Origin of the sequence: Bradyrhizobium zhengyangense, from assembly GCF_022012435.1 — a bacterium.
Taxonomy (GTDB): Bacteria; Pseudomonadota; Alphaproteobacteria; order Rhizobiales; family Xanthobacteraceae; genus Bradyrhizobium; species Bradyrhizobium zhengyangense.
In genome coordinates, this window is sequence record NZ_JAKLUA010000002.1 from 646,435 (window position 1) to 673,277 (window position 26,843).

A 26,843-nucleotide genomic window follows, 5' to 3' on the forward strand; every position below is an offset into this window, starting at 1 on the left:
ATCATTCCATTCGTGTTGTTGTCTCAGGCTTCGTCGACGACGCCGTTGCGCAAAGTGCCGATGCCCTCGGCCGCGACCTCGATGACATCGCCGGGCTTCAGGTAGCGCGGTGGATCGAATCGCGCTCCCGCGCCGGTCGGCGTGCCCGTGACGATGATGTCGCCGGGCACGAGCGTCGCGAAGGTCGAGATATAGCTGATGAGGTAGCGGAACGGGAACATCAGCCGGCTGGTGCGGTCGTCTTGCCGCAGCTCGCCATTGACGTGCGTGGTCAGCCTGATGTCGGCGATCTGCGCTTCTTTCGTGTACGGCACGAGCCACGGTCCGAGGCTGCCGCTGGAATCAAAGTTCTTGCCTTGCGTAACGTTGAATTTGGCGTGGCGCAGCCAATCACGCACCGAGCCTTCATTGCAGAGCGTCAGCGCGGCGACGTGATCGAGCGCAGCGCTCTCCTTGATGTGCCGGCCGGGCTTGCCGATCACCAGCACGATCTCGCCCTCGTAGTCTAGCTGCGCGGAGGCGCGCGGACGCACCAGCGGCGTGTCATGGCCGACGAAGGAGCGGGGCGACCGCATGAACATGCTCGGATATTTCGGCGCCTCCTGGCCGTCCTTGTACTCCGCGTTGCGATCAGGATAGTTGACGCCGATGCAGATGATCTTCTCCGGCGCAGGCACCGGCGGTAGCCATGTGATCTCGCCGAGCGCGTGAACCGGCGTGCGGCCTGCGGCCTCTTCGGCAAGGCTCACGAGCTTTCCGGCCGCGATTACCTCGCGCAGCGTCGGATAATCCTTGGCATGGCGCGCGGAGAGATCGACGATGCCGCCCTCGAGGACGGCGCCGTAGCGGGTTTCACCCTTAAGGGAGTAAGTGGCGAGGCGAGGCAGCTTCATGGGTTGCTCATTGTCTTGCGTCGTCCCGACGAGGAATATTAATCCGCCACCAGCACATCGGCCACGAATTTCGGCTCGCGCACGGTCTGGCCCGTGAAGGGCGAGCCCTGCTCGAACCAGGAGCGCGGGGCGGGTGCGCCCCACAGCGTCTGGCGGCGCGGATCGCGCAACGACCAGCGCAGCGGCTCGTGGTCGTGATCGCCCGTAAAATAGTCGCTGGTGTAGAGCTCGAGGCGGTGTCCGTCTGGATCCGGGACATAAAGGAAGAATGCGTTCGAGATGCCGTGGCGCCCGGGGCCGCGCTCGATGTTCTTCACAAAGCCCTGGGAAGCCATCACGTCGCAGAGATGGATGATGTTCATCGCCGTCGGCGTCCAGTAGGCGAAGTGATGCAGCCGCGGGCCTTTGCCGTTGGTGATGGCAAAATCGTGGACATTGCCCTTGCGATGCATCCAGGCCGCGGCGATGCGCCCGTTCGGCCCGTCCTCCTCGGCATATTCGGTGAGACGGAAGCCGAGCCGCGCATAGAAGTCGACGGTGTCCTGCACCTCGGCCGCGAAGACGTTGAAATGGTCGAGCCGCTGCGGGTGGCAGCCCCGATAGAGATCATAGCGGCGCAAGAGATGCGGCCGGCGGTCCATCGACGCATAGAGCTCGATCTGGAAGCCGAAAGGATCGGAGAATTGCAGCGTGCGGCCCTGGAACGGCTGGTCGACAAAGGCATGGGCGAGGCCGTTCTCGGAGAGAAATCTTGCGGCCTTGTCGAGATCGCCGTCATTGCCGACCTTGAAGCCCAGCCTGTTGCAGGCGGGCACGGCCGCTTTGCGCAGCACCAGCGAGTGATGCTGATGTTCCTCGGCGGCGCGCAGGTACACCACGTTGTCGTCGGCATCCTCGACATGCAGGCCGACGGTGGTCTCGTAGAACTCGCGGCTCAGCTTCAGATCGGTCACGTCGAGCACGACGTGGCTGGAGCGGATGATATTGAACGGCGGCTCGAAGATGTGTTGCGGTACGGGCATTGCGTTTCCCCTCGGTCTCCTGTCATTCCGGGGCGGCTCGCAGAGCCGAGCCCGGAATCCATCGTGCAGCAGAGTTGGTCGATGAATGGATTCCGGGCTCGCGCTTCGCGCGCCCCGGAATGACCGTTTCCCTAAATTCCCAGTTTCTGAATCTTGTGCGTGCCCCGCGCCAGCGAGACGTGCTTGGTTTCCATGTAGAAGTCGAACGAGTAATCGCCGCCGTCGCGGCCGATGCCCGAGGCCTTCATGCCGCCGAACGGCGTCGGCAGATGGCGGACGTTCTCCGAGTTCAGCCAGATCATGCCGGCCTCCAGGGCATCGGCGACGCGCAGAGCGCGGCCGACGTCGTTGGTCCAGACATAGCCGGTGAGGCCATAACGGATGTCGTTGGCGACCTCGATCGCGTCCGCTTCGTCCTTGAAGGGCAGCACCGTAAGGAAGGGGCCGAACACCTCTTCCTGCGCCACGCGCATCTTGCCGTGCGCGCCTGTGACCAGCGTCGGCTCGACATAATGTCCGCCGCCCGGTCCGTCATAGGCCTTGCCGCCGACCGCGATCGTCGCGCCGTCCTGCCGCGCGACGTCGAAATAGGAACAGACTTTTGCGAGGTGCCGCTCGTGGATCAGCGGCCCGATCTCGGTGGCGGGATCGAGGGGATGGCCGACCTTCAGCGCTTTGACCCGCGCGGTCAGCTTCTCCACGAATTTGTCCGCAATGCTCGCCTGCACAAGCAGGCGGCTCGATGAGGTGCAGCGCTCGCCATTGAGCGAGTAGATCATGAACACGACGGCATCGAGCGCGCGATCGAGATCGGCATCGTCGAACACGATGACAGGGTTCTTGCCGCCGAGCTCGAAATGCACGCGCTTCAGGGTTGGTGCGCCCTGAACCATGATCGCCGATCCCGTCGCGCTCTCGCCGACGAAGCCGATCGCCTTGATGGCGGGATGCTCGGTCAGCGCTTTGCCGGCCTCTTCGCCAAAGCCATTGACGGTGTTGAGCACGCCATCGGGCACGCCGGCCTCCTTCACGAGCCGCGCCAGAATGGCTGCCGTCACCGGCGACCACTCCGCCGGCTTGTGCACGACGGTGCAGCCCGCGGCGACGGCAGGGGCGATCTTCCAGGTCGAGAGCATGAACGGCGTGTTCCACGGCGTGATCACGCCGACCGGGCCGATCGGCACACGGGTCGAGATATTCCAGTGCTCGTCGCTCGGCGTGTTGAGGCCGTCGCGCGCCTCGGCGCATTTGTCGGCGAAGAAGCGGAAATTCTCGGCGGCGCGGATCGCGGCCTTGGCCATGAATCGATAGGCCTGACCGGTGTCGATGCATTCGAGCACCGCGATATCTTCGGCATTGTCCTCGATCGCATCCGCCACCCGATGCAGCAGCTTGCGCCGCATCGCGGGCCCCATGTCGCGCCAGGACTTGAAGGCGAGGGAAGCGGCGGTCGCCGCGGCATCGATATCCTCGGCATTGCCACGCGCAACGCTGGCGAGCACAGCGCCATCGACCGGCGACTTGGTCTCGAACGTCTCGCCTGAGATGGACGGCACGATCTTGCCGTCGATCATGTGGCCGACGCCGTCGGCGCGCAGCTTTTTCAGCAGCGGTGCGACGCGATCGCGGTTGGCCTGAAACACATCGGCTTTCGGCGTGGGCTTATCCATGGGCGGCCTCCACTTTCAGGGCGTCGTGGATGTTGTTGCGCTTCCAGCTGGTGTCCTTGTCGTTGATCTGCATGTCGAACGACAGAGCGAACTTGCTGGCGGCGAAGACGGGATCGAGATGTTTTGAGAGCGCCTGAAACACATGCTCGCCGGCTTTCTTGCGGGTCGGCAGGTCGCGGCCCTCGCCGATGCGCAGCACCATGTCGAGGAAACCGTAATCGTGCCTGCTATCTGCGATCGCATAGTGTTCGCACCTGACAGCGCGAACGCGGATGCCGCCGAGCGGGAAGATCCCGGTCTCGACGGCTGCCTTGCGCACGACTTCGCACACCGCCGCGATGTCGAGGCGGCTGTCGAGATTGGCCGAATATTCGATCGTGAAATGCGGCATGGCAGTTTCACTCCCTGTGTCGTCTTATTGCTTTCTAAGCGAAGTAGCAGCTGACCGAGCCGTAGGCGCCATAATCGGCTTGAATTGTGTCGCCCTTGCGGGTCTCGATCGGACGGATGAAGGAGCCGGCCAGCACGACCTGGCCGGGCTCCAGCGCAAGGCCGAGCGGCGCGATCTTGTTCGCAAGCCACGCAACGGCGGTTGCGGGATGATTGAGCACGCCGGCGGCAAGGCCGGTCTCCTCGAGCTGGCCGTTCCTGAAGCAGAGCGCGCCGATCCAGCGCAGGTCGGCATCGAGCGGGCGGATCGGCCGCCCGCCGAGCACGATGCCGGCATTTGCGGCATTGTCCGCGATTGTATCGTAGATCTTGCGCGTCGCCTTGGTCGTGGGATCGACCCGCTGGATGCGCGTATCCAGGATCTCCAGCGCCGGCACCACGAAGTCGGTGGCGTTGAGCACGTCGAACATCGTGCAGTCGGGCCCCGACAGGCGCTTGCTCATGACGAAGGCAAGCTCGGCCTCGACGCGCGTCGCAATGAAGCGCTCGGTCGGAATGGTCCCGCCATCGGCAAAGAACATGTCGTCCAGCAGCACGCCGGAATCAGGCTCGTCGATGTTGAGCGCGCTCTGCATCGCCTTCGAGGTCAGGCCGATCTTGTGGCCTTTGACGAGGCGTCCCTCGGCGACCTTGATGTCGACCCATGCCTTCTGAATCGCGTAGGCATCGGCGATGGTGATCCCGGGGAAATCCTGCGACAGTTGCCGGATCTGCACGCGGGTCTTCTCCGCCCGGTGCAGACGGTCAGCGCAAGCTTGGATATCGTCGTTGGAAAGCGCCATGGGTGATCTGTGAAATCGTGGTGCCTCGAGATACTTAACATGTTAAGTGACTGCGTCAAACAGAAATTGGGTTTGCTGCACTGCAAACGTTTTGCGGTCTGATTTGCGGTCTGAAAAGGGCGACTTTGAAAGGGCGATATGGCGAAGAGACCCCCTGATCCCGCGAACGGAAATGCACCCGTCGCCCGCCAGGTGCCGATGCGCGATTTCTCGCGCTCGCTGCCGATGTCGCTGCTCCGGGCACGCGAGGCGGTGATGCGGCAATTTCGCCCCAAGCTGCGCGAGCACGGTCTGACCGAGCAGCAATGGCGAATCCTGCGCGCGCTCGCCGCCATCGAGGCCGCCGAGGTCACGGAACTCGCGCGCACCGCGTTCCTCCTGGGGCCAAGCCTGTCGCGTATCCTGCGCGATCTCGAGGCACGCAATCTGATCGAGCGCAGGACGGCGAAGTCGGACCAGCGCCGCAGCATGGTCTCGATCTCGAAAGACGGTGTGAAGCTGATGGCCTCCGTCGCGCCTTCATCGGAAGCGATCTATGCCGAGATCACGCAGCGCTTCGGCGCGCGAAAGCTTGCCGAGTTGCAGGAGATGCTCGGAGAGCTGGAACAGAGTCTCGCAGGACTCGGCGCCGCCGACGGGGCAAGTGCCGAGGAGTGAACAGCAGATATGCGCGAGAGCGCAGCGTCTGTCGTGGACATCAGCGCTTTTTTTCGCTCAAAGTGCCGCGCGAGCCGGTCACCCCAATCCGGGGCCGTGGCGGATGACGCCAGCCTTGCCGGATGATATCCGGGCGGCGATAATGAACACCGCCCGCAGGGTCGAAGCGTCCCAACAACAAAGAAGGAAGGCAACGTGGCGAACAAGGTCAAGGAAATCTGGAAGTCGGGCAAGGCCGTGGTCAACGCGTGGCTGGCTATTCCTTCCGGCTTCTCGGCTGAGATGATCGCGCAATGCGGCTTCGACAGCGTCACCGTCGACATCCAGCATGGCGTGCAGGACTACCAGTCGATGGTGCAGTGCTTCCAGGCCATGGACAAGCACCCGGTCGTCCCGATGGTCCGCGTGCCCTGGAACGAGCCCGGCATCATCGGCAAGGTGCTCGACGGCGGCGCCTATGGCGTGATCTGCCCGATGGTCAACACGGCGCAGGAAGCCAGGAACCTCGTTTCCTATTCGAAATATCCGCCACAGGGCGTCCGCTCCAACGGCCCGATCCGCGCTGGCATGTACGGCACCGCGGGCTCCTACCAGAAGACCGCAAATGCCGACACCATCCTGCTGCCGATGATGGAGACGAAGACCGCGGTCGAGAACATGGAAGCGATCCTCGACGTCGAAGGCATCGACGGCGTCTATATCGGCCCGTCCGACCTCGGCTTCTCCTACGGCCTCGAGCCGAAGCTCGATCGCTCCGAGCCCGAGATCCTCGCAATCTACGACAAGATCATCAAGGAGTGCGGCAAGCGCGGCCTCAATCCCGGCATCCATTGCAGCGGCGCCGAAGGTGCTGCGCGCGCCATCAACATGGGCTTCAAGCTGGTGACGCTCTCGAACGAGGTCGGCTTGATGACGACCTACGCCAAGATGCAGGTCAACGCCACCCGCAAGGAGTCGGGCGGCAAGGCTTGAGCTCTCTCCTTTCCCTCTCCCCGTTTTTTACGGGGCGAGGGTTAGGGGGAGGGGCCTCTCTCAATACGTGACCAAACTAACAAATCGAGCGCGCGGCTTGCCCCTCACCCGGATCGCTGTGCCGATCCGACCTCTCCCCGTAAGAACGGGGAGAGGTGGAGTAAGAGACCTGAGGAGACTTCCATGACCATCAGCCCCGTCATCCGCCTGCATCCCGATGATGGCGTGCTGATCGCGCGCGCCAGCCTGCCGCCGGGAACGGTGGTGGCCGAAGGCGTCACCACGGTCGAGCGCATCCCCTCCGGCCACAAGGTTGCGATCAAGCCGATCGCCGTGGGCGAACCTGTCATCCGCTACGGCCAGATCATCGGCTTTGCGACCCAGGCCATCGCGCCGGGCCAGCACGTGCATGTGCAGAACATCGGCATGGGCGACTTCGCCAAGGACTACGCCTATTGCGCCGACGTCAAGCCGACGCCGAATTTCGATCTGCCAGCGACCTTCGAAGGCATCCGCCGTCCGGACGGTCGCGTCGCCACGCGCAATTATATCGGCATCCTCACCTCGGTGAATTGCAGCGCCCATGTCGCGGGCCTTGTCGCCGACGTCTTCAAGAAGAATCCTTTCACCGGCGACAATCCGCTGGCCGAGTTTCCCAATGTCGACGGCGTCGTCGCGCTGACGCACAAGACCGGCTGCGGCATGACGCAGAACGAGCCGCTGGCGCTGCTCCGCCGCACGCTCGGCGGTTATGCGCGGCACGTCAATTTCTCCCACGTCATCGTGCTCGGCCTCGGCTGCGAGGTGAACCAGATCGGCGGCCTGATGGAAGAGCAGAAGCTCGCCGGCCGCCTGCGCGCGATGGACATCCAGGAGGTCGGCGGCACCCGCAAGACGGTCGAGGCGGGCATCGCTTTCGTGCGCGAGGCGCTCGCTGACGCCAACAAGGTCAAGCGCGAGACGGTGCCGGCGAGCGAACTGACCGTGGCGCTGCAATGTGGCGGCTCGGACGGCTATTCCGGCGTCTCGGCCAATCCTGCGCTGGGCGCGGCCAGCGATCTCGTCGTCCGCCATGGCGGCACCGTGATCCTCTCGGAGACGCCGGAGACCTACGGTGCCGAGCATCTGCTGACCCGCCGCGCGGTCAGCCGCGAGGTCGGTGAGAAGCTGGTCGACCTCATGCGCTGGTGGGACGAATACACGACGCGCGAAGGCGCCGAGATGAACGCCAATCCGAGCCCCGGCAACAAGGCCGGCGGTCTCACCACCATCCTGGAGAAGTCGCTCGGCGCGATGGCCAAGGCCGGCACCACCAACCTCGTCGAGGTGCTGCGCTACGCCGAGCCGGTGACCAAGCGCGGCTTCGTGTTCATGGACACGCCCGGCTACGACCCCGTCGCAGCCACCGGGCAGGTCGCCGGTGGCGCTAACCTCGTCTGCTTCACCACGGGGCGCGGCAGCGTGTTCGGCTGCAAGCCGGCACCTTCGATCAAGCTCGCCACCAACACGCCGATGTACAAGCGCATGGAAGAGGATATGGACGTCAATTGCGGCACCATCCTCGAAGGCGAGGAGAGCGTCGAGCAGTGTGGCAAGCGCATCTTCGATCTCATCCTCAAGACCGCGTCGGGTCAGCCGACCAAGAGCGAAAGCTTCGATTTCGGCGGCGCCGAGTTCGCGCCCTGGGTGCTGGGCGCGACGATGTGACGGTGCTGATGCACCTCGCTGCAGAATGCCGACACCTACGTAATCATACGTAGGTGCCATATGACCGCGGGAATTCCTGCGGTCACCCGAGATTAACGTTTCGCACCGTATTCGTTGGGTCATGCGGGCGACTCCTTCGAGGGCGCTGCCCTTCGACAGGATTCGTCAACGATGACGCGTGCGATACGGCCGACTGGTGTGGAGAGCTTCCTCGGCGAGGAAGAGCTGATCGTATCGAAGACCGATCTGAAAGGCCGCATCACTTACGCCAACGACGTCTTCGTTCGCATGGCCAAATATTCCTACGCGGAGCTGATGGGCGCGCCCCACAGCCTGATCCGTCATCCCGACATGCCGCGCGCCGTCTTCAAGCTGCTGTGGGACACGCTGCAATCCAAGCAGGAGATATTCGCCTACGTCGTCAATCTGGCGAAGGATGGCAGCCATTACTGGGTGTTTGCGCACGTCACGCCGACGTTCGACGAGCGCGGCAATATCGTCGGCTATCACTCCAACCGTCGTAAGCCCGATCCCGTCCAGATCGAGCGCATCAAGCCGATCTATAAGACGTTGTGCGCCGAAGAGGCGCGTCACGCCAATGCCAAGGACGGCATGCATGCGAGCTTCGATGCGATGGTCGGACTCCTAAAGCAACAGGGTGTCGGTTACGATGAATTTGTGCTCTCTCTCTAAGGCGCAGGGAGCGACCGCGCTCGCATGCATTCTTGCCGTCGTTGCGTTCGCACTTGCGCTGCTTGGCGTGACCGGACTTTCCGCTGCGGCATTGCTCGGCGCGACCATTGTGCTGCTCGGCTACGCGGTCTGGTGCCAGCGTCGCACGGCGGTGGCCGTCGATGAGGTGGCCGACGTCTGCCGCAAGGCTTCACAGGGCGATCTCGAAGCGCGTATCCTCAGCGATCGTCAAGCCGGCCGGATCGGATTGATCCAGAAATCGGTCAACGATATGCTCGACATCACCGATGCCTTCGTCCGCGAGGCTTCGGCGTCGATGGACTATGCCAGCCGCGGCAAGTATTTCCGCAAGATCCTCGCGCGAGGTTTGCCCGGCTCCTTTCGCCGCTCGGCCACCGTCATCAATTCGGGCACTGACAGCCTCGGCCGCCGCGTGGTCGAGATCGGCGATCTCGCAAGACAGTTTGGCACCCATCTCGACGGCGTCGCCGGCACGCTGATGGGCGCGGCGACGGATCTCGAATCCGACGCCGGCCAGATGGCGACCGCGGCCGAGAAGACCAGCCGCCAGACCTCCGGCGTGCTCAGCGCCTCCGACCAGGCCTCGCGCAACGTCGCGACCGTCGCCAGCGCCGCCGAGCAGCTCGCATCCTCGATCGCCGAGATCGGCCGCCAGGTCACCGGCTCGACCGCAAGCACCGGCCGTGCCGTGACCGAGGCCAACCGCGCCGGCAGCGAGATCCGAAACCTGGCGGACGCGGCGCTGCGGATCGGCGACGTCGTCAAGCTGATCAGCGAGATCGCCTCGCAGACCAATCTCCTCGCGCTTAACGCCACCATCGAGGCGGCACGCGCCGGCGAGGCCGGCCGCGGCTTTGCGGTCGTCGCGTCCGAGGTCAAGAGCCTGGCCAACCAGACCGCCAAGGCGACCGAGGAGATCAGCGCCAAGGTCGGCGAGATGCAGCAATCCACCACCAATTCGGTCGCCGCCGTCGAGGCGATCGCGCAGACCATCGCCGAGATTAACAACATCACCGCCTCGATCGCGACCTCGATCGAGCAGCAGGGCTTTGCCACCCGCGAGATCGCCCGCAACGTCCAGGAGGCCTCGGCCGGTACCGCGCAGATGTCCTCCAACGTCACAGGCATCAGCGAGGCCGCCGCCGACACCGGCCGCGTCGCTGCCCGCGTCAACAGCGCCTCCGAGCGCGTCCACGGCGAGGTCGGAACGCTCCGGCGCGAGGTGACGCAGTTTCTGCAGCGGCTGACCTCGGCGGCGTAAGGCTTTAGAATCGTAGGGTGGGCACGCTTCGCTTTGCCCACCCTACGGATCCTGCTTGTCCGGGACGACGGCGGATACTTCCTAGGCACGGTCTGCCCGTTGTTAGTGCTTGATCGCATTGACATCAGGTGTTCTGCTCAAAAAAGCTGCTGGAGCACCGTACCCCGTGTCGATCTACGTCGCATTACACCACGTCACGCACTACAAATACGACCGCCCGATCGATCTGGGACCGCAGACCATCCGCCTGCGGCCGGCGCCGCATACGCGGACGCCGATCCTGAGCTATTCGCTCAAGGTCACGCCATCCAATCACTTCGTGAACTGGCAGCAGGACCCGCAGGGCAACTGGCTGGCACGCTACGTCTTTCCGGAGAAGACCACCGAGCTGAAATTCGAGGTCGACTTCACGGCGCAGATGACGACGGTCAATCCGTTCGACTTCTTTGTCGAGCCCTATGCCGACAGCTTTCCGTTCGAGTATCCAAAGGATCTCAAGACTGAGCTGGCGCCGTATCTCGAGACCATCAAGCCCGATCCGGCCTTCGCAAAATATCTGGCCTCGATCCCACGCGAGGCGCCGAACACGGTCAACTTCCTGGTCGACCTCAATCGCGAGCTGCAGAAGAAGATCAGTTACATCATCCGCATGGAGCCCGGCGTGCAGACGCCGGAGGAGACGCTCACCTCCTGCGCCGGCTCGTGCCGCGACTCGGCCTGGCTATTGATCCAGACCTTCCGTCATCTCGGTCTCGCCGCGCGCTTCGTCTCCGGCTACCTGGTCCAGATCCGCCCTGACATCGATCCGATCGAGGGACCGCCTGAGGTCGAGAACGACTTCACCGATCTGCATGCCTGGGCCGAGGTCTATCTGCCGGGCGCGGGCTGGATCGGTTTCGACGCCACGTCGGGCATGCTGGCGGGCGAGGGGCACATCCCCGTGGCCGCCACGCCGCATTATCGCTCGGCCGCGCCGATCTCGGGCGGCGCCGGCTTTGCCGAGGTCGAGTTCGCCTTCGATATGAGCGTGAAGCGCATCCGCGAGGCGCCGCGCATCACAAAGCCGTTCTCGGACGATTCCTGGGCGCGGCTCAACGATCTCGGCGAGCAGGTCGACGGCGACCTCGCCGCACAGGATGTGCGCCTCACCATGGGCGGCGAACCGACCTTCGTGTCCGTCGATGATCTCGAAGCGGCGGAGTGGAATACGGAGGCGGTCGGTCCGACCAAGCGCGCGCTCGGCGACGATTTGATCCGGCGGCTGCGCAATCGCTTCGCGCCGGGCGGCCTGCTGCATTACGGCCAGGGCAAATGGTATCCGGGCGAGAGCCTGCCGCGCTGGGCCTTCGGCCTGTACTGGCGCAAGGACGGCCTGCCGATCTGGAAGAACGCGGATCGCATCGCCAAGATCGAGAATCCCAAGCGCGCCCAGACCGAGGACGCCGAGGATTTCATGGAGGGCACGGCGGTTCGGCTCGGGCTAGATCCCGGCTACATTATTCCGGCCTATGAGGACACCGTCTATTGGCTCCAGAAGGAAGCCGAGCTTCCGATCAACGTCGATCCCTCGAACTCCCAGCTGTCGGATCCCGAAGCGCGTGCGCGCATGGCGCGGGTGTTCAATCAGGGCCTGCGGGCGCCGCGCGGCTTCGTGCTGCCGGTGCAGCGCTGGAACGCGCCGCCGCGCTGGCGCAGCGAGCGTTGGCAACTGCGTCGCGGTCATCTGTTCCTGTCGCCGGGCGATTCACCGCTCGGCCTGCGCCTGCCGCTCGGCTCGCTCGGCTATGTCCCGCCCAATCAATATCCCTACATCGTCGAGCAGGACCCGATGGAGGCGCGCGGCAAGCTGCCGGTGTTCACGCTCCCGGAGCGGCCGAAATCGCCGCAGCGGGTTGCGCCCGAGCAGCTCAACACATCTGTTCCCGTGCGCACCGCGCTGTCGATCGAAGTGCGCGACGGCGTGATCTGCGCCTTCATGCCGCCGGTTGAGCGCATCGAGGATTATCTCGAGCTGGTCGCGGCACTCGAAGCCACGGCCGAGGAGATGCAGCTTCAGGTCCATGTCGAGGGCTATGCGCCGCCGTTCGATCCGCGCATCGAGGTCATCAAGGTGACCCCGGATCCCGGTGTCATCGAGGTCAACATCCAGCCGGCGCAAAGCTGGCGCGATGCGGTCGAGATCACCTCGGGCCTCTATGAGGACGCCGGCAAGGTTCGTCTCGGCGCCAATCGTTTTCTGCTCGATGGCCGCCACACCGGTACCGGCGGCGGCAATCACGTCGTGATCGGCGGCTTGAGCCCGCAGGACTCGCCGTTCCTGCGCCGGCCTGATCTCCTCAAGAGCCTCGTGCTCTATTGGCAGCGGCATCCGTCGCTGTCCTACTTCTTCTCCGGGCTTTTCATCGGCCCGACCAGCCAGGCGCCGCGCATCGACGAAGCCCGCCACGACAGCATCTATGAGCTCGAGATCGCACTCTCGCACGTGCCGCCGCCGGGCTACCAGGTGCCGCTGTGGCTGGTGGACCGGCTGTTTCGGCATTTGCTGGTCGACATCACCGGCAACACCCATCGCTCCGAGATCTGCATCGACAAGCTCTATTCGCCTGATGGTCCGACGGGACGTCTCGGTCTCGTCGAATTCCGCGCGCTCGAAATGCCGCCGGATCCGCGGATGTCATTGGCGCAGCAGCTCCTGATCCGCGCGCTGATCGCAAAATTCTGGCGTGAGCCGCAACAAGGCAAGTTCGTGCGCTGGGGCACGGCGCTGCATGACCGCTTCATGCTGCCGCATTTCATCTGGGAAGATTTTCAGGACGTGCTCTCCGAGCTGAAAAACTTCGGCTATGCATTCGAGCCGGAATGGTATCTGGCCCAGCTTGAATTCCGTTTCCCCGCCTTTGGCCGCGTCCACCACGGCGGCGTGACGATGGAGCTGCGGCAGGCGCTGGAGCCCTGGCATGTCCTGGGCGAAGAAGGCTCGGCCGGCGGCACCGTGCGCTATGTCGATTCGTCCGTCGAACGGCTTCAGGTCAAGGCCGAGGGCTTCGTCGAAGGCCGCCACATCATCGCCTGCAACGGCCGCCGCCTGCCGATGACCTCGACCGGCCGCTCGGCCGAGGCCGTGGCCGGGGTCCGCTTCAAGGCCTGGCAGCCGGCCTCCGGCCTGCACCCGACCATCCCGGTCCATGCGCCGCTGACTTTTGACTTGATCGACAGCTGGAACGGCCGCTCGCTCGGCGGCTGCGTTTATCACGTCGCCCATCCCGGCGGTCGCAACTACGAGACCAAGCCCGTCAACACCTACGAGGCCGAGGCGCGGCGGCTGGCGCGCTTCCAGGACCACGGCCATACGCCGGGGCCGATGCAGCCGCCGCCCGAGGAACGCACAAATGAATTCCCGCTAACCCTCGACTTGCGGACCCCGCTCCTGCAATGAGTATGATGGTGGGGCAGGGAGAGGCGCATGGGCGAGGGCGCAGCCGAAGGCGACAGAGGGACAGGTAAGGCGCAAAGCCAGCGCGACGGCCAGCGCCGCCTCGCGCAATGGGTCCGCGATTACAGCCGCCTGCCGGGCATCCCCGACGAGTTCCTGGGGCCCGACGGTGCGCCCCGCGCGGTCTGGAGCCGGTTCTTCGACGCTTTCGGTGCGTTGGCGCCTGACGAGGTCGAGCGGCGCTTCGGCATGGCCGACCGTCACCTTCGCGAGGCCGGCGTCACCTATCGCGCCCCCGGCGACAGCGCCGACCGGCCCTGGATGCTCAGTCATCTGCCGCTGCTGATCGACGAAGCCGACTGGAAGCAGCTCTGCGCCGGCATCACCCAGCGCGCCGAACTTCTCGAGCTCGTGCTGCGCGACATCTATGGCGAGGGCCGGCTGATCGCGGACGGCGCGCTGCCTGCCGGTGCGATCGCCGGCAGCCCCGAATATCTCCGTCCCGTCTGCGGCGTGCCGCCGCCGGGCGGCCGCTATCTCTCGCTGTATGCCGCCGATGTCGGCCGCGGGCCCGACGGCCGCTGGTGGGTGCTCGGCGACCGCACGCAGGCGCCGTCGGGCGCAGGCTATGCGCTGGAGAATCGCCTCGTGCTCTCGCGCGCCTTCTCCGATCTCTACAAGTCGATGAACGTGCCGCGCGTCGCGCCGTTCTTCGAGGCGTTTCGCGATTCGCTTCGCGCGCGCGCCGACCGCGACGAGCCGCGCATCGGCGTGCTCACGCCCGGCAGTTTCAGCGAGACCTATTTCGAGCATGCGACGCTGGCGCGCTATCTTGGCTTCCTGCTGGTCGAGGGTGACGATCTCGCCGTCAGCGACAACCGCATCCACATCCGCACCGTCGCGGGCCTGAAGCGGCTCGACGTGCTGCTCCGCCGTGTTGATTCCAATTCGCTCGATCCGCTCGAGCTCGATGCCTCCTCGCATCTCGGCGTGCCCGGCCTGATCGACGTGCTGCGCAAGGACGGCGTCGTCGTCGCCAACATGCCCGGCTCGGGCGTGTTGGAGGCGAGGGCGCTGCTCGGCTTCCTGCCGGCGCTCAGCCGTCGACTGCTCGGCGAAGAGCTGAAGATGCCGCATATCGCGACCTGGTGGTGCGGTCAGAAATCGGCGCGTGACGAGGTGCTGTCGCGGCTCAACGAGGTCGCGATCGAAGGCGCCTACCAGCGCGGTGTTCCCGGCTTCGATAGCAACGGTCCGGTGCTCGCAAGCGGGCTCGATGTAGCAGGACGTCAGCGCCTGGTGGATGCCATCGGCGCGCGCGGCATGGATTATGTCGGCCAGGAGGTGGTGCGTCTCTCCACCATGCCGGTGTGGGAGCAGGGCCAGTTGACGCCGCGGCCGTTCGTGCTGCGTGTGTTTGCGGCCGCAACGCCCGATGGCTGGGCCATCATGCCCGGCGGCTTCTGCCGGATCGCCGAGCAGGCGGACGCGCGCGCGGTGTCGATGGGCGATGGTGCGCGTGCCGCTGATGTCTGGGTTGTCTCCGAGAAGAAGGTCTCGACCGCATCTCTGCTGCCGGCAACCGACAAGGTGCGGATCCGCCGTATCGCTGGTGTGCTGCCGAGCCGCGCCGCCGACAATCTGTTCTGGCTTGGCCGCTATCTCGAACGTGCCGAAGCAACGCTGCGGCTGGTACGCGCGCTGGGCTCGCCAAGTGGACCCAACAAGGGCACCGCGGCTTCGCTGCAATCGGCCGAACGGATCCAGCGCCTGCTGGTGACCTGGGGGGCGATCTCACAGACCTCGCGCGCGGCCCCGAGCCGTATCGTCGCTGAAGCGTTGCAGAGCGAGGCGCGTTTCGGCTCGGCGTTGTCGCTGGTGCGCTCGGCGCTGCGCACGGCCACCTCCTTGCGCGAGCGGCTGTCGCCCGATGCCTGGCAGGTCATCACCGAGATGGCCGAGCGTCTCTCCTACGAGGTCGAGGACGACGACAGTGTGCTGAGCGCGGCCGAGCTGACCCTGCAGGAGCTCGCCAGCTTTGCAGGTCTTGCGCAGGAGAACATGAACCGCGCCGCCGGCTGGCGCTTCCTCGATATCGGACGCCGTACCGAGCGCGCCATCAACACCACGCGCTTTGCACGGCAGTTCGCCTATGACGAGGCGGGCGATGAGGATCTCGACATCCTGCTGACGCTGGTGGATTCCCAGATCACCTATCGCTCGCGCTATCTGCTCGCGCCGATCCTGGCGCCGGTGCGCGATCTCGCGGTGCTCGACAGCTACAATCCGCGCTCGGTCGCGTTCCAGGTCGCGACCCTGAACGAGCATATCGCGGCGCTGCCGAGCCTGAAGGAGCACGGCCTGATCGAAAAGCCGCAGCGGCTTGCGGTGGCGGTGCAGGCGATGCTGGCGACCGCGGAGGCGGAGAAGCTCGAGGTCAAGGCGCTGTTTGCGCTGGAGCAGGATCTGCTCAGCCTCGCCGAGGCGATCGGGCTGCATTATTTCCCGCACGGCCCGAATGCGAGCCGGCCCGAAAAATTGACGGGGCTGGCGTGATCTACGACATCCGGCACGTCACCACCTACGAATATGAGAGCCCGGTCAGCTTCGCCCGCTGCACGCTGCGGCTCGAGCCGAACAGCGGTCACGGTCAGGAGTTGATCTCGCACAAGGTCGAAATCCGCCCGCGCCCGTCGGAGCGCAACGTCCGGCGCGACTTCTTTGGCACGCTGACCGAGAGCATCGTGATCGAGGCCGCGCATCGCAATTTGCGCATCGACTCGCGCTCGCGTGTTTCAGTCGATCGCAAGCCGCCGGCGCGCGATGCCGCGAGCCCGTCCTGGGAGAGCATCCGCGATATTGCCTTCGAAGCCACGAGTCTCGGGCCATCCTCGCCGGTCGGCTATGTCTTTGCGAGCCCGCTGGTGCCTGTTCTGCGCCCCGTCAGCGCCTATGCCGTGGAGAGCTTCAAGCCCGATACCGGCATCATCGCCGGCGCGGTTGATCTCATGCATCGCATCCGCGCCGAGTTTCGCTACGATCCCAAGGCCACCGCCATCTCGACGCCGCTCAACGAGGTCTTCGACAAGCGCCATGGCGTCTGCCAGGATTTTGCGCATGTCATGATCGCGGGGCTTCGCGGGCTCGGCCTGCCTGCGGCCTATGTCAGCGGTTATTTGCGCACCATTCCGCCGCCGGGCCAGACGCGCTTGCAGGGCGCGGACGCAACCCATGCCTGGGTGTCGCTATGGTGTGGGGCGGAGCTCGGTTGGATTGATTTCGATCCGACCAACGATCTCCTGGTCGCCAACGACCACATCGTGCTGGCGATCGGCCGCGACTTCTCCGATGTGTCTCCGGTCGACGGCATCATCGTCGGCTCGCCGAAGCAGAAGCTCGGCGTCGCCGTGGACGTGCTGCTGGTGGAATGACCGTCGTTTCACGGACTCCGCTGTGTGACCGAATGCGTCTGGTTGCGGGAAATTTGTTTCATCGTATTTCCTCGATCTGCCGAACGGCGGTTCATTAACACGCTGTTAACGCTACCCCGCGACATGTTGGCTCAGGTTCAACGCTGCTTCGGGGGCGTCACCGCCGGACCCCATGACGTCACCATCGATGGCCCTCGCGCAGCCTGCCGCCGGCACGCCAAATATTGCGGACATGCTGCGCACCGGCCGCGAACACTACCGGCGCGGCGAGATCAAGCCCGCAATCGCGGTATTTCAGGCCGGACTCGCGCTTGCGACGACGGCGTCGATCGGTGTCGTCGTCGACGGCGTTGCCGATCTGCATGCGGCGCTCGCCAATGCCTTCATGCTTTGCGACGACATCTGTTCTGCAGCCGAGAACTACAAGGCAGCGTTGCGCATCGCGCCGCATCTCGTCGCCTGCTGGTGCAATCTCGGCATCGTCCACCAGCGCACCGGCATGATTCAGGATGCGATTTCGCTGTATCTGGAGGCGCTCAGGCGCAATCCGGGCCATCGGCCGTCGCGTACCAATTTGGTCGAGGCGCTGGTGGCGACGCGGCAGTTCGTGATCGCCAAGACTTTGCTGCTCGAATTGATCGAGGAGACGCCCGATGACGCGGATCTCCGCAGCCAGCTCGGCAAGGTCTGCTTCGAGCTCGGCGAGACCGGTGAGGCCGTCGCGCAATTCGAGCAGGCCATGGCGCTCGCGCCCGAACAGGCCGAGAATTTTTACTGGGTCGGGGCGATCCGTCAGGTGCGCGGCGAAGAGGAGCAGGCGGAGGTCGCTTACGCCCGCGCTGCGCAAGTGCATCCGATCCTGTGCAGACAGGCGACCCAGTCGCCGCCTGCGTTTCGGGCGCTGGCGCTGTTTGCACCTTTTGTCGGCAACACGCCGGTCGAATTCCTGTTCAAGGATTGCGGCTACGAGACCTGCATCCTGTCGCTCTTGCCCGGTTGCCAACCGGATATCGCGCTGCTGGCGCGTGAGGCTGACATCGTCGTCAACCTCGTCTCAGACGCCGATCAGGGCACGGAAGTGCTTCCGCTCGCCACGGCCATTGCACGCGATCTCGGCAAGCCAGTCGTCAACGATCCCGCAAAAATCCGGAGTACGACGCGCGACGCCACGGCTCTGGCGCTCGCCGACGTCGAGGGCTGCCGCGTGCCACGCACGGTCCGTATCGCAGCCGGCGAGGGGCTCCCTGATGGTCTCAAGCTCGCTTTTCCAGTGCTGGCGCGACAGGCCGGCATGCATGGTGGCGACCTCTTCGAGAAGCTCGACGATCTGGCTGCACTGGTCTCGTTCCTCGCGGCACATGCGGACCATGACCGCTACGTGATCGACTATATCGATTATCGCTCTGCAGACGGCTTTTTCCGCAAGTACAGGTTCTTGTTCGTGGGCGAGGAAATCCTGCCCTATCATCTGGCGATTGGCGACGACTGGAAGCTCCATCGCGATGCGACGGAGATGGGCCGTCATGCCTGGATGCAGGCCGAGGAGGAGCACTTTCTGCGTGCCCCCGAGCAGGTCTTCAGCCCGCGCCACTATGCGGCGTTGCGAGTCATTCGCGATCGTATCGGTCTCGACTATTTCGGCATCGATTGCGGATTGGACCCTGACGGCCGTCTCGTCGTGTTCGAGGTCAACGCCTCCATGCTGGTGCACGACCAGAATCCGGAATTTCCCTACAAGAATCCGTATATTCGCGGGATCAAGGTCGCATTCGACGGCATGCTTGCGCGCCTCGCGCGAGGGAATTGACGCGTCCGTCCGCAACGCGGTGCAGGCGTCCAAGCCGCGCCGCAGCAGCGCTCCCGGCACTCATGGTGTGTCCCTTGCAAGATGAACGGCCGGCGCCTGGCCGCGGGCTGCATCGGACCGTGACCGCAACCGTGATGCTGCGCGGCGGCAGAGTAACATATTTACGTATTTTTGTTCCGGGATTTGGTCAGTCGCCCCAGATTGGGCTATGCTGGAGCCTGCGTCGAGGACGACAATGAGGCGTCGGGAGTTGCCGTGGGACACCACCGACAGACGGGGCTGCACCCATGATCACGTTACCGCGACTGGCGGCTGAATCCCTCGAGGAATTCCTCGGTAGCTTCATGCGTCGCCGGTACGATGAGGCTTCCGCAAGTATCGTCGAAAGCGCGACGCGCACCGCGATGGAATGCATCGGCAACAGCGATGCGCTCTATCACAATATCGAGCATACGATGCTGGTGACGCTGGCAGCCCAGGCCATTCTCCGCGGCCGAAGCCTTCACACCCATCTGTCGGGTGAAGATTACGTTCATGTCCTGATCGCCTGCCTCGCCCACGACATCGGCTATGTGCGCGGGCTGTTCGAGGAGGACGACGCCGACGGCTTCGTCATCGATGCGGCCGACACCAAGATCTCATTGCCGCGCGGTGCATCGGATGCGAGCCTGATGATGTATCATGTCGATCGCTCGAAGCTGTATGTCACGCGGAGGTTGCGGCATATTCCGGGAGTTGATCCGGAGCGCGTCGCCCGCGCCATCGAAGGCACGCGCTTTCCGGCGCGCCAGGGCCAGGAATATGACGACGAGGCCTCGATCCTACGTGCCGCCGACTTCATCGGCCAGCTCGGCGATCCCAACTATCTGCGCAAGGCCAATGCGCTCTATTACGAGTTCGAGGAGGTCGGCATGAACCGCCAACTCGGCTACGATTCGCCCGCGGACATCGTGAACCGTTATCCGCAATTCTATTGGAACAGCGTCGCACCGCACATCCAGACCGAGATCGGCTATCTCAACAAGACCGAGATCGGCCGGCAGTGGATCGCCAATCTCTACAGCAACGTGTTCCGCGCCGAACGCGATATCTCGTTGTCCGGACCGCAGAAATAGCCGTGGAAGGTTTTGGGCTTCCGGGTGATCCGACTACGCTGACCGCACGTTGAGAGGACGTTGCGCAGCAGTTTCGGATCACACACATGCAGAAGTTTGGCGGCCTCGCGGCCTTTGTTGTCGCAACTGTCGGAATCGGGATCGCGGTCGGGACGATCAATCTTCCCGGCGAATGGTACGCCGCCCTGCACAAGCCGCCGTTCAATCCGCCGAACTGGATATTTGCTCCGGTTTGGTCGGTGATTTATGTCTTGATCGCTGTGGCCGGCTGGCGAACCTGGGAAAGGGACAAACGCGGCGTGGGCATGGCGCTGTGGGGCGCGCAGATGCTGCTCAACTTCATCTGGTCGCCGGTGTTTTTCTCGGCGCATCGTATTGATCTCGCCCTTGCGGTGATCGTCGTCCTGCTTGTCACGATTATCGGCTTCATTGTCGTTTGTTGGCGAGCCGACCGAGCTGCGGCGGTGCTGTTCCTGCCCTATGCCGCGTGGGTGGCGTTCGCCACGCTGCTCAATGCGAGCATCTGGCTGCTCAATTGAGCGGCTCAGCCGGTCTGCGCGACTGCACCACTCGTCCCGGGTTTGACGCAATCGCGTCGGACCGAGTCCAGCGTGCGTCGCAGCCAGGTCTTGATCGTACCGACCGGAACTCCGAAGCGCTGCGCCAGCATCAACCGGCTTTCACCGTCAAGATAGGCGCGCGACAGCAACTGCCGGCGCTGATCCGGGAGCCGCTCGATCGCGCGCGCGACGATCGGCTGGGCTAAGTCGTAGTCGAATGCGTCTTCGGTCGAGGCGGTGTCGGGCACCGCCAGCGCTTCATCGAGTTCCGCCGTCGGCACCTGCTTGAGCCGCGCTGCGTCGATCGCGGTGTTGCGCATGATCGCGCACATCCAGGTGATCGGTGACGAACGGAGCGGATCGAAGTGAGCTGCATGCTTCCAGATCTTCAGATAAGCATCCTGGAGCAGATCGTCGAGGTCTGCATCGGACGGCGCGATCGGGCGCGCCGTCTTGCGCAGCTTGTTGCGCGTCGCGGCAAAGAGCTCGGCGAAGGCGCGCTGGTCGCCGCGCCCGACGCGGGCGAGAAGATCGCTCAAGCGCTCGATCGTCGGGTCCCGTGCCGTCAGTCTGCCGCAGCTCATTCCCTCGTCCTCCAGCATTACCTGCCAGCAGAACGACGGCGCGACGCGACTGGATCACATGAGGGCGCTCAAAGCCGCACGAAGGGCGAGATCAATCGGCCAAGCCAGCCGTGCATCTGCAAGTCCCCGCTCATGGCCACAAGGCACAGGCACGGCATGTCGCTGCCGACGAGCGGCTGGTGATCGACCTCGCCGTCGCCGAAGTCGAAATCGCCTGGCCGGTATTCGCCGCCCTGATGGCTGAAGCTGCCTTTGAGCACCAGGGTCAGCTCGGTCCCGGTGTGCGAATGCTCCAGCATGCGCGTTCCGGGCGCGGACCACAGCAGGAACGCGCGCGACTTATCCGCGCCGGGCAGGACGATCGGTTGCATCTTGACGCCCGGCGCCACGCGCCGGCTCTTGGCGAACCGGCATCTGCGCAGCATCTCGGGCAGGTCGTCGTCGAGCAGCGGCACCGGCTGCGAAGAGGTCGGCGCCGGCGTCGATGCCGTCTTCGGCTCGTCGATCGCAGCCATGATGGTCGCGAACGCGTCGTCCGCCATGGCGACCGGAGCGGCCTGTTCGAGCGCGGCACCTGCAAGCTGCTCGATCGCGGCGATGAAGCGCTGGCAATTTGGGCATTGCGCGGCATGGACGCCGATGACGAGACGGTCGGCCTCGTCGAGCCGGCCTGCGGCAAAATCCGCCAGCAGATCTTCGGGGGGATGGTGGTTGATGGTCATGTCAGTCGTCCAAGAGATCTTTGAGCCGCGCCATGGCGAGCCTGATGCGAGACTTCACCGTCCCGAGCGGGATACCGAGCCGCTCGGCGATCTCGCCGTGCGGGTGCTCCTCGATAAACGACATCCGGATCACAGTGGATTGCTCGTCCGACAATTGCTGGATCGCTGCCGATACGCGCGATACATCGTCGCTCCGGCTCATCATGGTCTCGGGCGAGAGAGCGACCTCAGGCGTTTCATCGCGTTCTGCATTCACGGCAGCCTTGGCCCGCCGCGCCGCAGCCCTGGCAGAATCGATGCGCAGATTGCGCGCGATCGTGAAGATCCACGCAGCCGCGCCCGCGGACGCCGGGTCGAATTGGGCCGCCTTCCGCCACACCGTCAGCAGGGTCATTTGCGCGATCTCCTCCGCGGCATCGGCGCTCATCCCGGTCTTGACCAGGAATCCCTTCACGCGCGGAGCAAAATGCTCGAACAACAGCTTGAACGCGCCCCGATCGCCATGGGCCGCCACGCGTCCGATCAATTCAGCCCATTCCACGGTCGCCTTGGGCCTTTCGTTGGGCCTTTCGCCTGAAAATCCGCGAGGCCGGTCCCGCCGAGCAGCCGCCGCAGGGGTCCTGCGCCACACGGACCTGCTCACAGCGCGAAGACCGGTCGTCATGGAGCCTCGGTTGACATGTCCAGTCCCTAACGACGGGCGCGGTCAGCCGGATCACTCAAGGAGTCCTCTTTTTTAGAGGCCCTGCGCGGCCACGACAAGCGGCGCGAGCCGGAACCTCAGGGATCGACGACGAGAAGGCGTCGAGGCCGCCTGAGACGGCCGGTCAAACCTCTCGGCCATGCAGCTTCCAGAGCTCGTAGACCGTGTCCCAATCGGGAAGGTGATCGGGCGCGTAGCCGAAGATTTTGCCAGTCCCGAGGCTGCGGATGTTCTTCATCGCCTTGAGATGCGCTCCGCTCGCAACGAAATGGCGCATGCTGACAAGATCCGACCATGCCGTCAGCGTGTGATAAGTTCCGCCGACGACCTTCGCTTCGACTGCGACAACTCCGGCGGCACGACGCGCCTGCGCCAGCGATTGGACCGTTCGCCACCAGAATCGCGGCAACTGTGCGATACCGCGCGGGCGGAAGCCGGTCATGGAGACATAGACCATGCTGCACCTCGATCGTGATGCGGCAGGAACGGTGCGCAAAAGGAGTTGGATCACCGACGGGCGCGAGTTAGGCTCGAGCGCCAGGTCGAGTGAGCAGCATGCAATACAAATCCGTTACGACTGACGTTCTGGACATTGCCTATCTCGACTACGGCGCGCCCGATGGCTGGCCCTGCATCATGGGCCACGGTTTTCCCTATGACGTGAACGCCTATGCCGAGGCCGCGCCGATCATCGCGCAGGCCGGCGCGCGGGTGCTGGTGCCGTGGCTGCGCGGGTACGGGCCGACGCGGTTCCGTTCGGCTCAGACGTTGCGGTCCGGCGAGCAGGCGGCGCTGGGTGCCGATCTGCTGGCCTTCATGGACGCGCTCGAAATCGAACGCGCCGTCGTCGGTGGCTATGATTGGGGCGGCCGCGCGGCCTGCGTCGTCTCGGTGCTGCACCCTGAGCGCGTCGTCGGGCTCGTCTCCGGCAATACCTACAACATCCAGAACATCGCGCGCGCGATGGAGCCGGCCTCGCCGCCGGTGGAGGCGGCGCTTTGGTATCAATATCTCTTCCACAACGAGCGCGGCCGCCGCGCGCTGGAGCGCAACAGGCGCGGCTTCGCCCGGCAGCTCTGGATGATGTGGTCGCCCAAATGGCAATTCGACGATGCGACATTCGAAAAGAGCGCGGTGTCGTTCGACAATCCCGACTTCGTCGACGTCGTGATCCATTCCTATCGCCATCGCTTCGCGCTGGTCGAAGGCGATCCCGCCTACGTCGCGATCGAAGCGAAGCTCGCCGCGCAGCCACAGGTCCGCGTCCCCACCATCGCGATCGACGGCGACAGCGACGGCGTCATCCCGGGCACCGCCCACCACGCGGAGAAATTCGAGGGCTTCTTCGAGCGGCGCGTCTTCGCCGGTGCCGGCCACAATCTGCCGCAGGAACGGCCGGCCGAATGGGCGCAGGCCGTGCTGGACGTACGGAAAGCGGCATCCTGATTTTCCCGATCGCAGGAACTTTTCGCGGCTGCCGTCGTCCAATCCTGAACTGCCAGGGAGATGACCATGACCGAAGACAAGAAGCCGAGCGGATCCGACCTGACCAAGGGCGTGTCGCTGAGCGCGTTCAAGGACGGAAAATTGCTCGGCCATGTCGGTGAGGAGGACGTTTTGCTCGTCCATGCCGGCGGTGAGATCTTCGCGATCGAGCCGCTTTGCAGCCACTATCACGGCCCACTTGCCGAGGGGCTGGTGGTTGACGACACCATCCGCTGCCCCTGGCATCATGCCTGCTTCGCCTTGCGCACGGGCGAAGCCACGCGGCCGCCGGCGCTGAGTGCGCTGGCGGTGTGGGAGGTTGCGCGCGATCAGGACAGGATCACCGTTGCGCGCAAGCGCGAAGCGCCGAAGCCGCGGACGGCTCATCGCAGCGCGCCGACACCCGAAAAGTTCGTCATCGTCGGCGGCGGCGCGGCTGGCTTTGCGGCGGCCGAGACGCTTCGCCGCGAAGGATTTGCCGGCGCCATCACCATGCTCAGCAATGACGGCGCAATGCCGGTCGACCGGCCCAACCTCTCCAAGGATTATCTCGCCGGCAACGCGCCGGAAGACTGGCTGCCGCTGCGCGGCGAGGACTATTACCGGGACGCCGGCATCGATATCAGGCTGAACACTGATGTCTCGGGGATCGACCCGAAGACGCGGAGCGTCACGCTCGGCAATGGCGACAAGCTGCCATTCGATCGGCTGCTGCTTGCGACCGGTGCGGAGCCGGTCAAGCTCCAGATTGCAGGCGCCGACCAGCTGCATGTCCACACCTTGCGCTCCGTCGCCGACAGCCGCGCCATCATCAAGGCATCAGGGAGTGCCAAGCGCGCGCTCGTGATCGGCGCCAGCTTCATCGGGCTTGAGGTTGCTGCCTCCTTGCGGGCGCGCAAGATCGAGGTCCACGTGGTCGCGCCCGAGGAGCGGCCGATGCAGAAGGTGCTCGGCCCCGAGATGGGCGACTTCATTCGTGCGCTGCATGAAGAGAACGGTGTGGTCTTCCACCTCGAGGACACCGTGGAAAAGCTCGAAGGCACGCGTGCGACGCTGAAGAGCGGCGCTGTCATCGAGGCCGACCTCGTTGTAGCAGGCATCGGCGTCAAGCCACGCCTGGTGCTGGCCGAGCAGGCGGGGCTTGCCGTCGATCGCGGCGTCAGCGTGAGCGAATATCTGGAGACCTGCGTCGCCGGAATCTTCGCGGCCGGCGATATCGCGCGCTGGCCCGATCCGCATTCGCGGCAGACCATTCGCGTCGAGCATTGGGTGGTGGCGGAGCGGCAGGGCCAGACCGCGGCGCGCAACATGCTCGGCAGGCGCGAGCGTTTCGATGCCGTGCCGTTCTTCTGGAGCCAGCATTATGACGTGCCGATCAACTATGTCGGCCACGCCGAGAGCTTTGACGACATCGCCATCGACGGCAGCATCAAGGACCGGGATTGCCTGCTGAAGTACCGCAAGGATGGCCGGGTGCTCGCGGTTGCCTCAATTTATCGCGATCTCGATAATCTCAAGGCCGAGCTTGAGATGGAGCGGTCGCGCGCTTGATCTGCGTCAACGCTGGCGCCCGCCTGGCTGATCTGCTGGCTGTCGTCCCGGCGCCGTGCTATCCTGAGATGTGCTCTGGGGCATCACATGCAGGAGGCGCGTCATGACGTCTGCTTCGGATACCTCTCCCCATCCTGGCCTCGGCTCCGGCATCGCTGCGTTGCACGGCAAATGGGGCTGGATCGTCGCCCTCGGCGTCGTCTACCTGATCGCCGGCTTCGTCGCGCTCGGCAGTGTGGTGATGGCGACGGTGGCGAGCGTGATCGTGGTCGGCGCAATGATGATCGTTGCCGGAGGCGCCGAGATCATCGGCGCCTTCCAGATGAAGAGCTGGGGCAAGTTCCTGATCTGGGTGCTGCTCGGCGTGCTCTATGTCATCGCCGGCATCCTCACCTTCGATAATCCGCTGTTCGCGGCAGTCCTGCTGACGCTGTTTCTCGGCATATCGTTGATCGCGTCCGGCGCTGTCAGGCTGTTTCTCGCCTTCAGCATGAAGCGCGAGAGTCCGTGGGTATGGGTCGCGCTGTCAGGCGCCATCACGCTGCTGCTCGGTCTCTTGATTGTGGCGCGCTGGCCGGTCAACAGCGTCTACATCCTCGGCCTGTTCCTCGGCATCGATTTGATCATGGCGGGCGCCGGCTGGGTGAGCCTGGGCTTCAGCCTGAAACGGCGGCACTAGGCGGGACGGGAAGGGGAACGCGATGCGTTGGCTCTACATTGCCGTCATCGTTCTGTTCGCTGCCGCGACGGTGATCTTTGCCGCACAGAATTTCGAGACGGTCACGATCTCCTTCTTCAGGATGAATCTCAGCCTGCCGCTCGCGGTCCAGACCCTGGTCGTCTACCTGCTGGGAGCGGCGACCGGCGGCAGCCTGTTCGCGTTGTTGCGGCGTTCCTATACGGGATCGAAGCGCGGCGCCGAGTAACCAGCAACTCGACGCAAGACCATCCCGCGGAACTCCGCTGAGCTGACGCACTGGCAAAAGGCAGCACGCCGCGTGATCGCTTCGCGCGGACGATAAGCGCCGGGGAGAAACCATCCTCAACACCACGCCGCAGGATTTCCGGCCGATCAAGCACGGCTATAGGCTCCAGTTCGACGGCAACGACTGGGTGGCCGCGCGCGAACTCTTGCGCGGGACGTGAGCGAGCCGGGTGAGTGGGCGCTCCCCGCTCGCTCGGTACCGTAGCAACCATTAAAGATCCGCCCGATTGCTTCGAGAATGACGCCGTGCTTGTGGCCGTCCAGGCGTGGCCTGGCAAGGGCGGAGTTTGGGGTGAGGCAGGAGCGACGGCCAGCCTTGACGTCCGCGGCGCGCGGCGT

24 protein-coding genes are annotated in these 26,843 nt (G+C 64.6%); 15 read left to right on the forward strand and 9 right to left on the reverse strand.

All coding sequences use genetic code 11. From position 1 onward, the window contains the following. Nucleotides 1-23: 23 nt before the first annotated feature. The 5 genes from L6637_RS11385 to hpaH form a co-directional block, all read right to left on the reverse strand. On the reverse strand, nt 24-893 hold the full coding sequence (locus tag L6637_RS11385; protein ID WP_237870658.1) for a fumarylacetoacetate hydrolase family protein: 870 nt from the start codon (nt 891-893) through the stop codon (nt 24-26). A 38-nt stretch (nt 894-931) separates the two neighbouring features. Continuing rightward, the gene (gene hpaD, locus L6637_RS11390) at nt 932-1,915 is read right to left on the reverse strand and encodes a 3,4-dihydroxyphenylacetate 2,3-dioxygenase (RefSeq protein ID WP_237870660.1); all 984 of its coding nucleotides are present in this window, start codon (nt 1,913-1,915) and stop codon (nt 932-934) included. 131 nt (nt 1,916-2,046) lie between these two features. Beyond that, nucleotides 2,047-3,585: a 5-carboxymethyl-2-hydroxymuconate semialdehyde dehydrogenase gene (gene hpaE / locus L6637_RS11395; RefSeq protein WP_237870662.1), complete on the reverse strand. Its 1,539-nt coding sequence runs from the start codon at nt 3,583-3,585 to the stop codon at nt 2,047-2,049. Beyond that, nucleotides 3,578-3,976, reverse strand: a complete 399-nt coding sequence (locus L6637_RS11400) for a 5-carboxymethyl-2-hydroxymuconate Delta-isomerase (RefSeq protein WP_237863772.1) — start codon at nt 3,974-3,976, stop codon at nt 3,578-3,580. The genes hpaE and L6637_RS11400 overlap by 8 nt, the downstream gene beginning before the upstream one ends. A 34-nt stretch (nt 3,977-4,010) precedes the next feature. Further along, the gene (hpaH, locus tag L6637_RS11405; protein WP_237870664.1) at nt 4,011-4,817 is read right to left on the reverse strand and encodes a 2-oxo-hept-4-ene-1,7-dioate hydratase; all 807 of its coding nucleotides are present in this window, start codon (nt 4,815-4,817) and stop codon (nt 4,011-4,013) included. Nucleotides 4,818-4,955: 138 nt separating this feature from the next. Between hpaH and hpaR the strand changes: the two genes are divergently transcribed. From hpaR to L6637_RS11460, 11 genes are all read left to right on the forward strand, one after another. Continuing rightward, nucleotides 4,956-5,474, forward strand: coding sequence for a homoprotocatechuate degradation operon regulator HpaR (gene hpaR, locus L6637_RS11410; RefSeq protein WP_237863774.1), 519 nt, complete (start codon nt 4,956-4,958; stop codon nt 5,472-5,474). Between the two features lie 195 nt (nt 5,475-5,669). After that, entirely contained in the window at nt 5,670-6,446 is a 777-nt protein-coding gene (locus tag L6637_RS11415) for an HpcH/HpaI aldolase family protein (protein ID WP_237863775.1), read from the forward strand. Between the two features lie 183 nt (nt 6,447-6,629). Further along, nucleotides 6,630-8,153, forward strand: a complete 1,524-nt coding sequence (locus L6637_RS11420) for a UxaA family hydrolase (RefSeq protein WP_237870666.1) — start codon at nt 6,630-6,632, stop codon at nt 8,151-8,153. 171 nt (nt 8,154-8,324) lie between these two features. Then, entirely contained in the window at nt 8,325-8,846 is a 522-nt protein-coding gene (locus L6637_RS11425) for a PAS domain-containing protein (RefSeq protein WP_237863777.1), read from the forward strand. Next, nucleotides 8,824-10,128: a methyl-accepting chemotaxis protein gene (locus L6637_RS11430; protein WP_237870668.1), complete on the forward strand. Its 1,305-nt coding sequence runs from the start codon at nt 8,824-8,826 to the stop codon at nt 10,126-10,128. Before L6637_RS11425 ends, L6637_RS11430 begins: the two co-directional genes overlap by 23 nt. A 166-nt stretch (nt 10,129-10,294) precedes the next feature. Then, nucleotides 10,295-13,564, forward strand: coding sequence for a transglutaminase family protein (locus L6637_RS11435; RefSeq protein WP_237870669.1), 3,270 nt, complete (start codon nt 10,295-10,297; stop codon nt 13,562-13,564). A 27-nt stretch (nt 13,565-13,591) separates the two neighbouring features. Continuing rightward, nucleotides 13,592-16,117 carry a circularly permuted type 2 ATP-grasp protein gene (locus L6637_RS11440; protein WP_237870671.1) on the forward strand — a complete coding sequence of 842 codons (2,526 nt, stop codon included), beginning with the start codon at nt 13,592-13,594 and terminating at the stop codon, nt 16,115-16,117. Next, a complete protein-coding gene (locus L6637_RS11445) occupies nt 16,114-16,992 on the forward strand; it encodes a transglutaminase family protein (RefSeq protein ID WP_237870673.1) in 879 nt (292 codons plus the stop codon). The genes L6637_RS11440 and L6637_RS11445 overlap by 4 nt, the downstream gene beginning before the upstream one ends. A gap of 172 nt (nt 16,993-17,164) precedes the next feature. Then, nucleotides 17,165-18,799, forward strand: a complete 1,635-nt coding sequence (locus tag L6637_RS11450; protein ID WP_237870675.1) for a tetratricopeptide repeat protein — start codon at nt 17,165-17,167, stop codon at nt 18,797-18,799. A gap of 287 nt (nt 18,800-19,086) precedes the next feature. Next, nucleotides 19,087-19,914, forward strand: a complete 828-nt coding sequence (locus tag L6637_RS11455; protein WP_237863783.1) for an HD domain-containing protein — start codon at nt 19,087-19,089, stop codon at nt 19,912-19,914. 86 nt (nt 19,915-20,000) lie between these two features. Continuing rightward, on the forward strand, nt 20,001-20,453 hold the full coding sequence (locus tag L6637_RS11460) for a TspO/MBR family protein (protein ID WP_237863784.1): 453 nt from the start codon (nt 20,001-20,003) through the stop codon (nt 20,451-20,453). Nucleotides 20,454-20,458: 5 nt separating this feature from the next. Here the strand turns inward: L6637_RS11460 and L6637_RS11465 are convergent, their stop codons facing one another. The 4 genes from L6637_RS11465 to L6637_RS11480 all read right to left on the reverse strand — a co-directional run bounded on the left by L6637_RS11465 (nt 20,459) and on the right by L6637_RS11480 (nt 22,940). Beyond that, the gene (locus tag L6637_RS11465) at nt 20,459-21,058 is read right to left on the reverse strand and encodes a sigma-70 family RNA polymerase sigma factor (RefSeq protein ID WP_237870677.1); all 600 of its coding nucleotides are present in this window, start codon (nt 21,056-21,058) and stop codon (nt 20,459-20,461) included. A 68-nt stretch (nt 21,059-21,126) separates the two neighbouring features. After that, the gene (locus L6637_RS11470; RefSeq protein ID WP_237870679.1) at nt 21,127-21,780 is read right to left on the reverse strand and encodes a ChrR family anti-sigma-E factor; all 654 of its coding nucleotides are present in this window, start codon (nt 21,778-21,780) and stop codon (nt 21,127-21,129) included. Nucleotide 21,781: 1 nt separating this feature from the next. Beyond that, a complete protein-coding gene (locus L6637_RS11475; RefSeq protein ID WP_333909386.1) occupies nt 21,782-22,321 on the reverse strand; it encodes a sigma-70 family RNA polymerase sigma factor in 540 nt (179 codons plus the stop codon). A 286-nt stretch (nt 22,322-22,607) separates the two neighbouring features. Next, nucleotides 22,608-22,940: a hypothetical protein gene (locus L6637_RS11480; RefSeq protein WP_237870681.1), complete on the reverse strand. Its 333-nt coding sequence runs from the start codon at nt 22,938-22,940 to the stop codon at nt 22,608-22,610. A 98-nt stretch (nt 22,941-23,038) separates the two neighbouring features. On the opposite strand from L6637_RS11480, the gene L6637_RS11485 reads away from it, so the two are divergent. The 4 genes from L6637_RS11485 (at nt 23,039) to L6637_RS11500 (ending at nt 26,445) form a co-directional block, all read left to right on the forward strand. After that, nucleotides 23,039-23,929: an alpha/beta fold hydrolase gene (locus tag L6637_RS11485; protein WP_237870683.1), complete on the forward strand. Its 891-nt coding sequence runs from the start codon at nt 23,039-23,041 to the stop codon at nt 23,927-23,929. A 66-nt stretch (nt 23,930-23,995) separates the two neighbouring features. Then, nucleotides 23,996-25,519: an FAD-dependent oxidoreductase gene (locus tag L6637_RS11490; protein ID WP_237870684.1), complete on the forward strand. Its 1,524-nt coding sequence runs from the start codon at nt 23,996-23,998 to the stop codon at nt 25,517-25,519. 103 nt (nt 25,520-25,622) lie between these two features. Beyond that, nucleotides 25,623-26,198 (forward strand): HdeD family acid-resistance protein, encoded by a 576-nt coding sequence (locus L6637_RS11495; RefSeq protein ID WP_237863791.1) that lies wholly within the window; start codon nt 25,623-25,625, stop codon nt 26,196-26,198. A gap of 22 nt (nt 26,199-26,220) precedes the next feature. Then, nucleotides 26,221-26,445, forward strand: coding sequence for a LapA family protein (locus L6637_RS11500; protein ID WP_237863792.1), 225 nt, complete (start codon nt 26,221-26,223; stop codon nt 26,443-26,445). Nucleotides 26,446-26,843 lie beyond the last annotated feature (398 nt).

Coding starts and splice junctions, on each gene's coding strand:
- L6637_RS11420 (WP_237870666.1), top strand. CDS start 6,630: ATGACCATCAGCCCCGTCATCCGCCTGCATCCCGATGATGGCGTGCTG.
- L6637_RS11495 (WP_237863791.1), top strand. CDS start 25,623: ATGACGTCTGCTTCGGATACCTCTCCCCATCCTGGCCTCGGCTCCGGC.
- L6637_RS11455 (WP_237863783.1), top strand. CDS start 19,087: ATGATCACGTTACCGCGACTGGCGGCTGAATCCCTCGAGGAATTCCTC.
- hpaD (WP_237870660.1), bottom strand. CDS start 1,915: ATGCCCGTACCGCAACACATCTTCGAGCCGCCGTTCAATATCATCCGC.
- L6637_RS11400 (WP_237863772.1), bottom strand. CDS start 3,976: ATGCCGCATTTCACGATCGAATATTCGGCCAATCTCGACAGCCGCCTC.
- L6637_RS11430 (WP_237870668.1), top strand. CDS start 8,824: ATGAATTTGTGCTCTCTCTCTAAGGCGCAGGGAGCGACCGCGCTCGCA.
- hpaE (WP_237870662.1), bottom strand. CDS start 3,585: ATGGATAAGCCCACGCCGAAAGCCGATGTGTTTCAGGCCAACCGCGAT.
- L6637_RS11500 (WP_237863792.1), top strand. CDS start 26,221: ATGCGTTGGCTCTACATTGCCGTCATCGTTCTGTTCGCTGCCGCGACG.
- L6637_RS11440 (WP_237870671.1), top strand. CDS start 13,592: ATGGGCGAGGGCGCAGCCGAAGGCGACAGAGGGACAGGTAAGGCGCAA.
- hpaR (WP_237863774.1), top strand. CDS start 4,956: ATGGCGAAGAGACCCCCTGATCCCGCGAACGGAAATGCACCCGTCGCC.
- L6637_RS11465 (WP_237870677.1), bottom strand. CDS start 21,058: ATGAGCTGCGGCAGACTGACGGCACGGGACCCGACGATCGAGCGCTTG.
- L6637_RS11480 (WP_237870681.1), bottom strand. CDS start 22,940: ATGGTCTATGTCTCCATGACCGGCTTCCGCCCGCGCGGTATCGCACAG.
- L6637_RS11490 (WP_237870684.1), top strand. CDS start 23,996: ATGACCGAAGACAAGAAGCCGAGCGGATCCGACCTGACCAAGGGCGTG.
- L6637_RS11470 (WP_237870679.1), bottom strand. CDS start 21,780: ATGACCATCAACCACCATCCCCCCGAAGATCTGCTGGCGGATTTTGCC.
- L6637_RS11485 (WP_237870683.1), top strand. CDS start 23,039: ATGCAATACAAATCCGTTACGACTGACGTTCTGGACATTGCCTATCTC.
- L6637_RS11450 (WP_237870675.1), top strand. CDS start 17,165: ATGACGTCACCATCGATGGCCCTCGCGCAGCCTGCCGCCGGCACGCCA.
- L6637_RS11460 (WP_237863784.1), top strand. CDS start 20,001: ATGCAGAAGTTTGGCGGCCTCGCGGCCTTTGTTGTCGCAACTGTCGGA.
- L6637_RS11385 (WP_237870658.1), bottom strand. CDS start 893: ATGAAGCTGCCTCGCCTCGCCACTTACTCCCTTAAGGGTGAAACCCGC.
- hpaH (WP_237870664.1), bottom strand. CDS start 4,817: ATGGCGCTTTCCAACGACGATATCCAAGCTTGCGCTGACCGTCTGCAC.
- L6637_RS11425 (WP_237863777.1), top strand. CDS start 8,325: ATGACGCGTGCGATACGGCCGACTGGTGTGGAGAGCTTCCTCGGCGAG.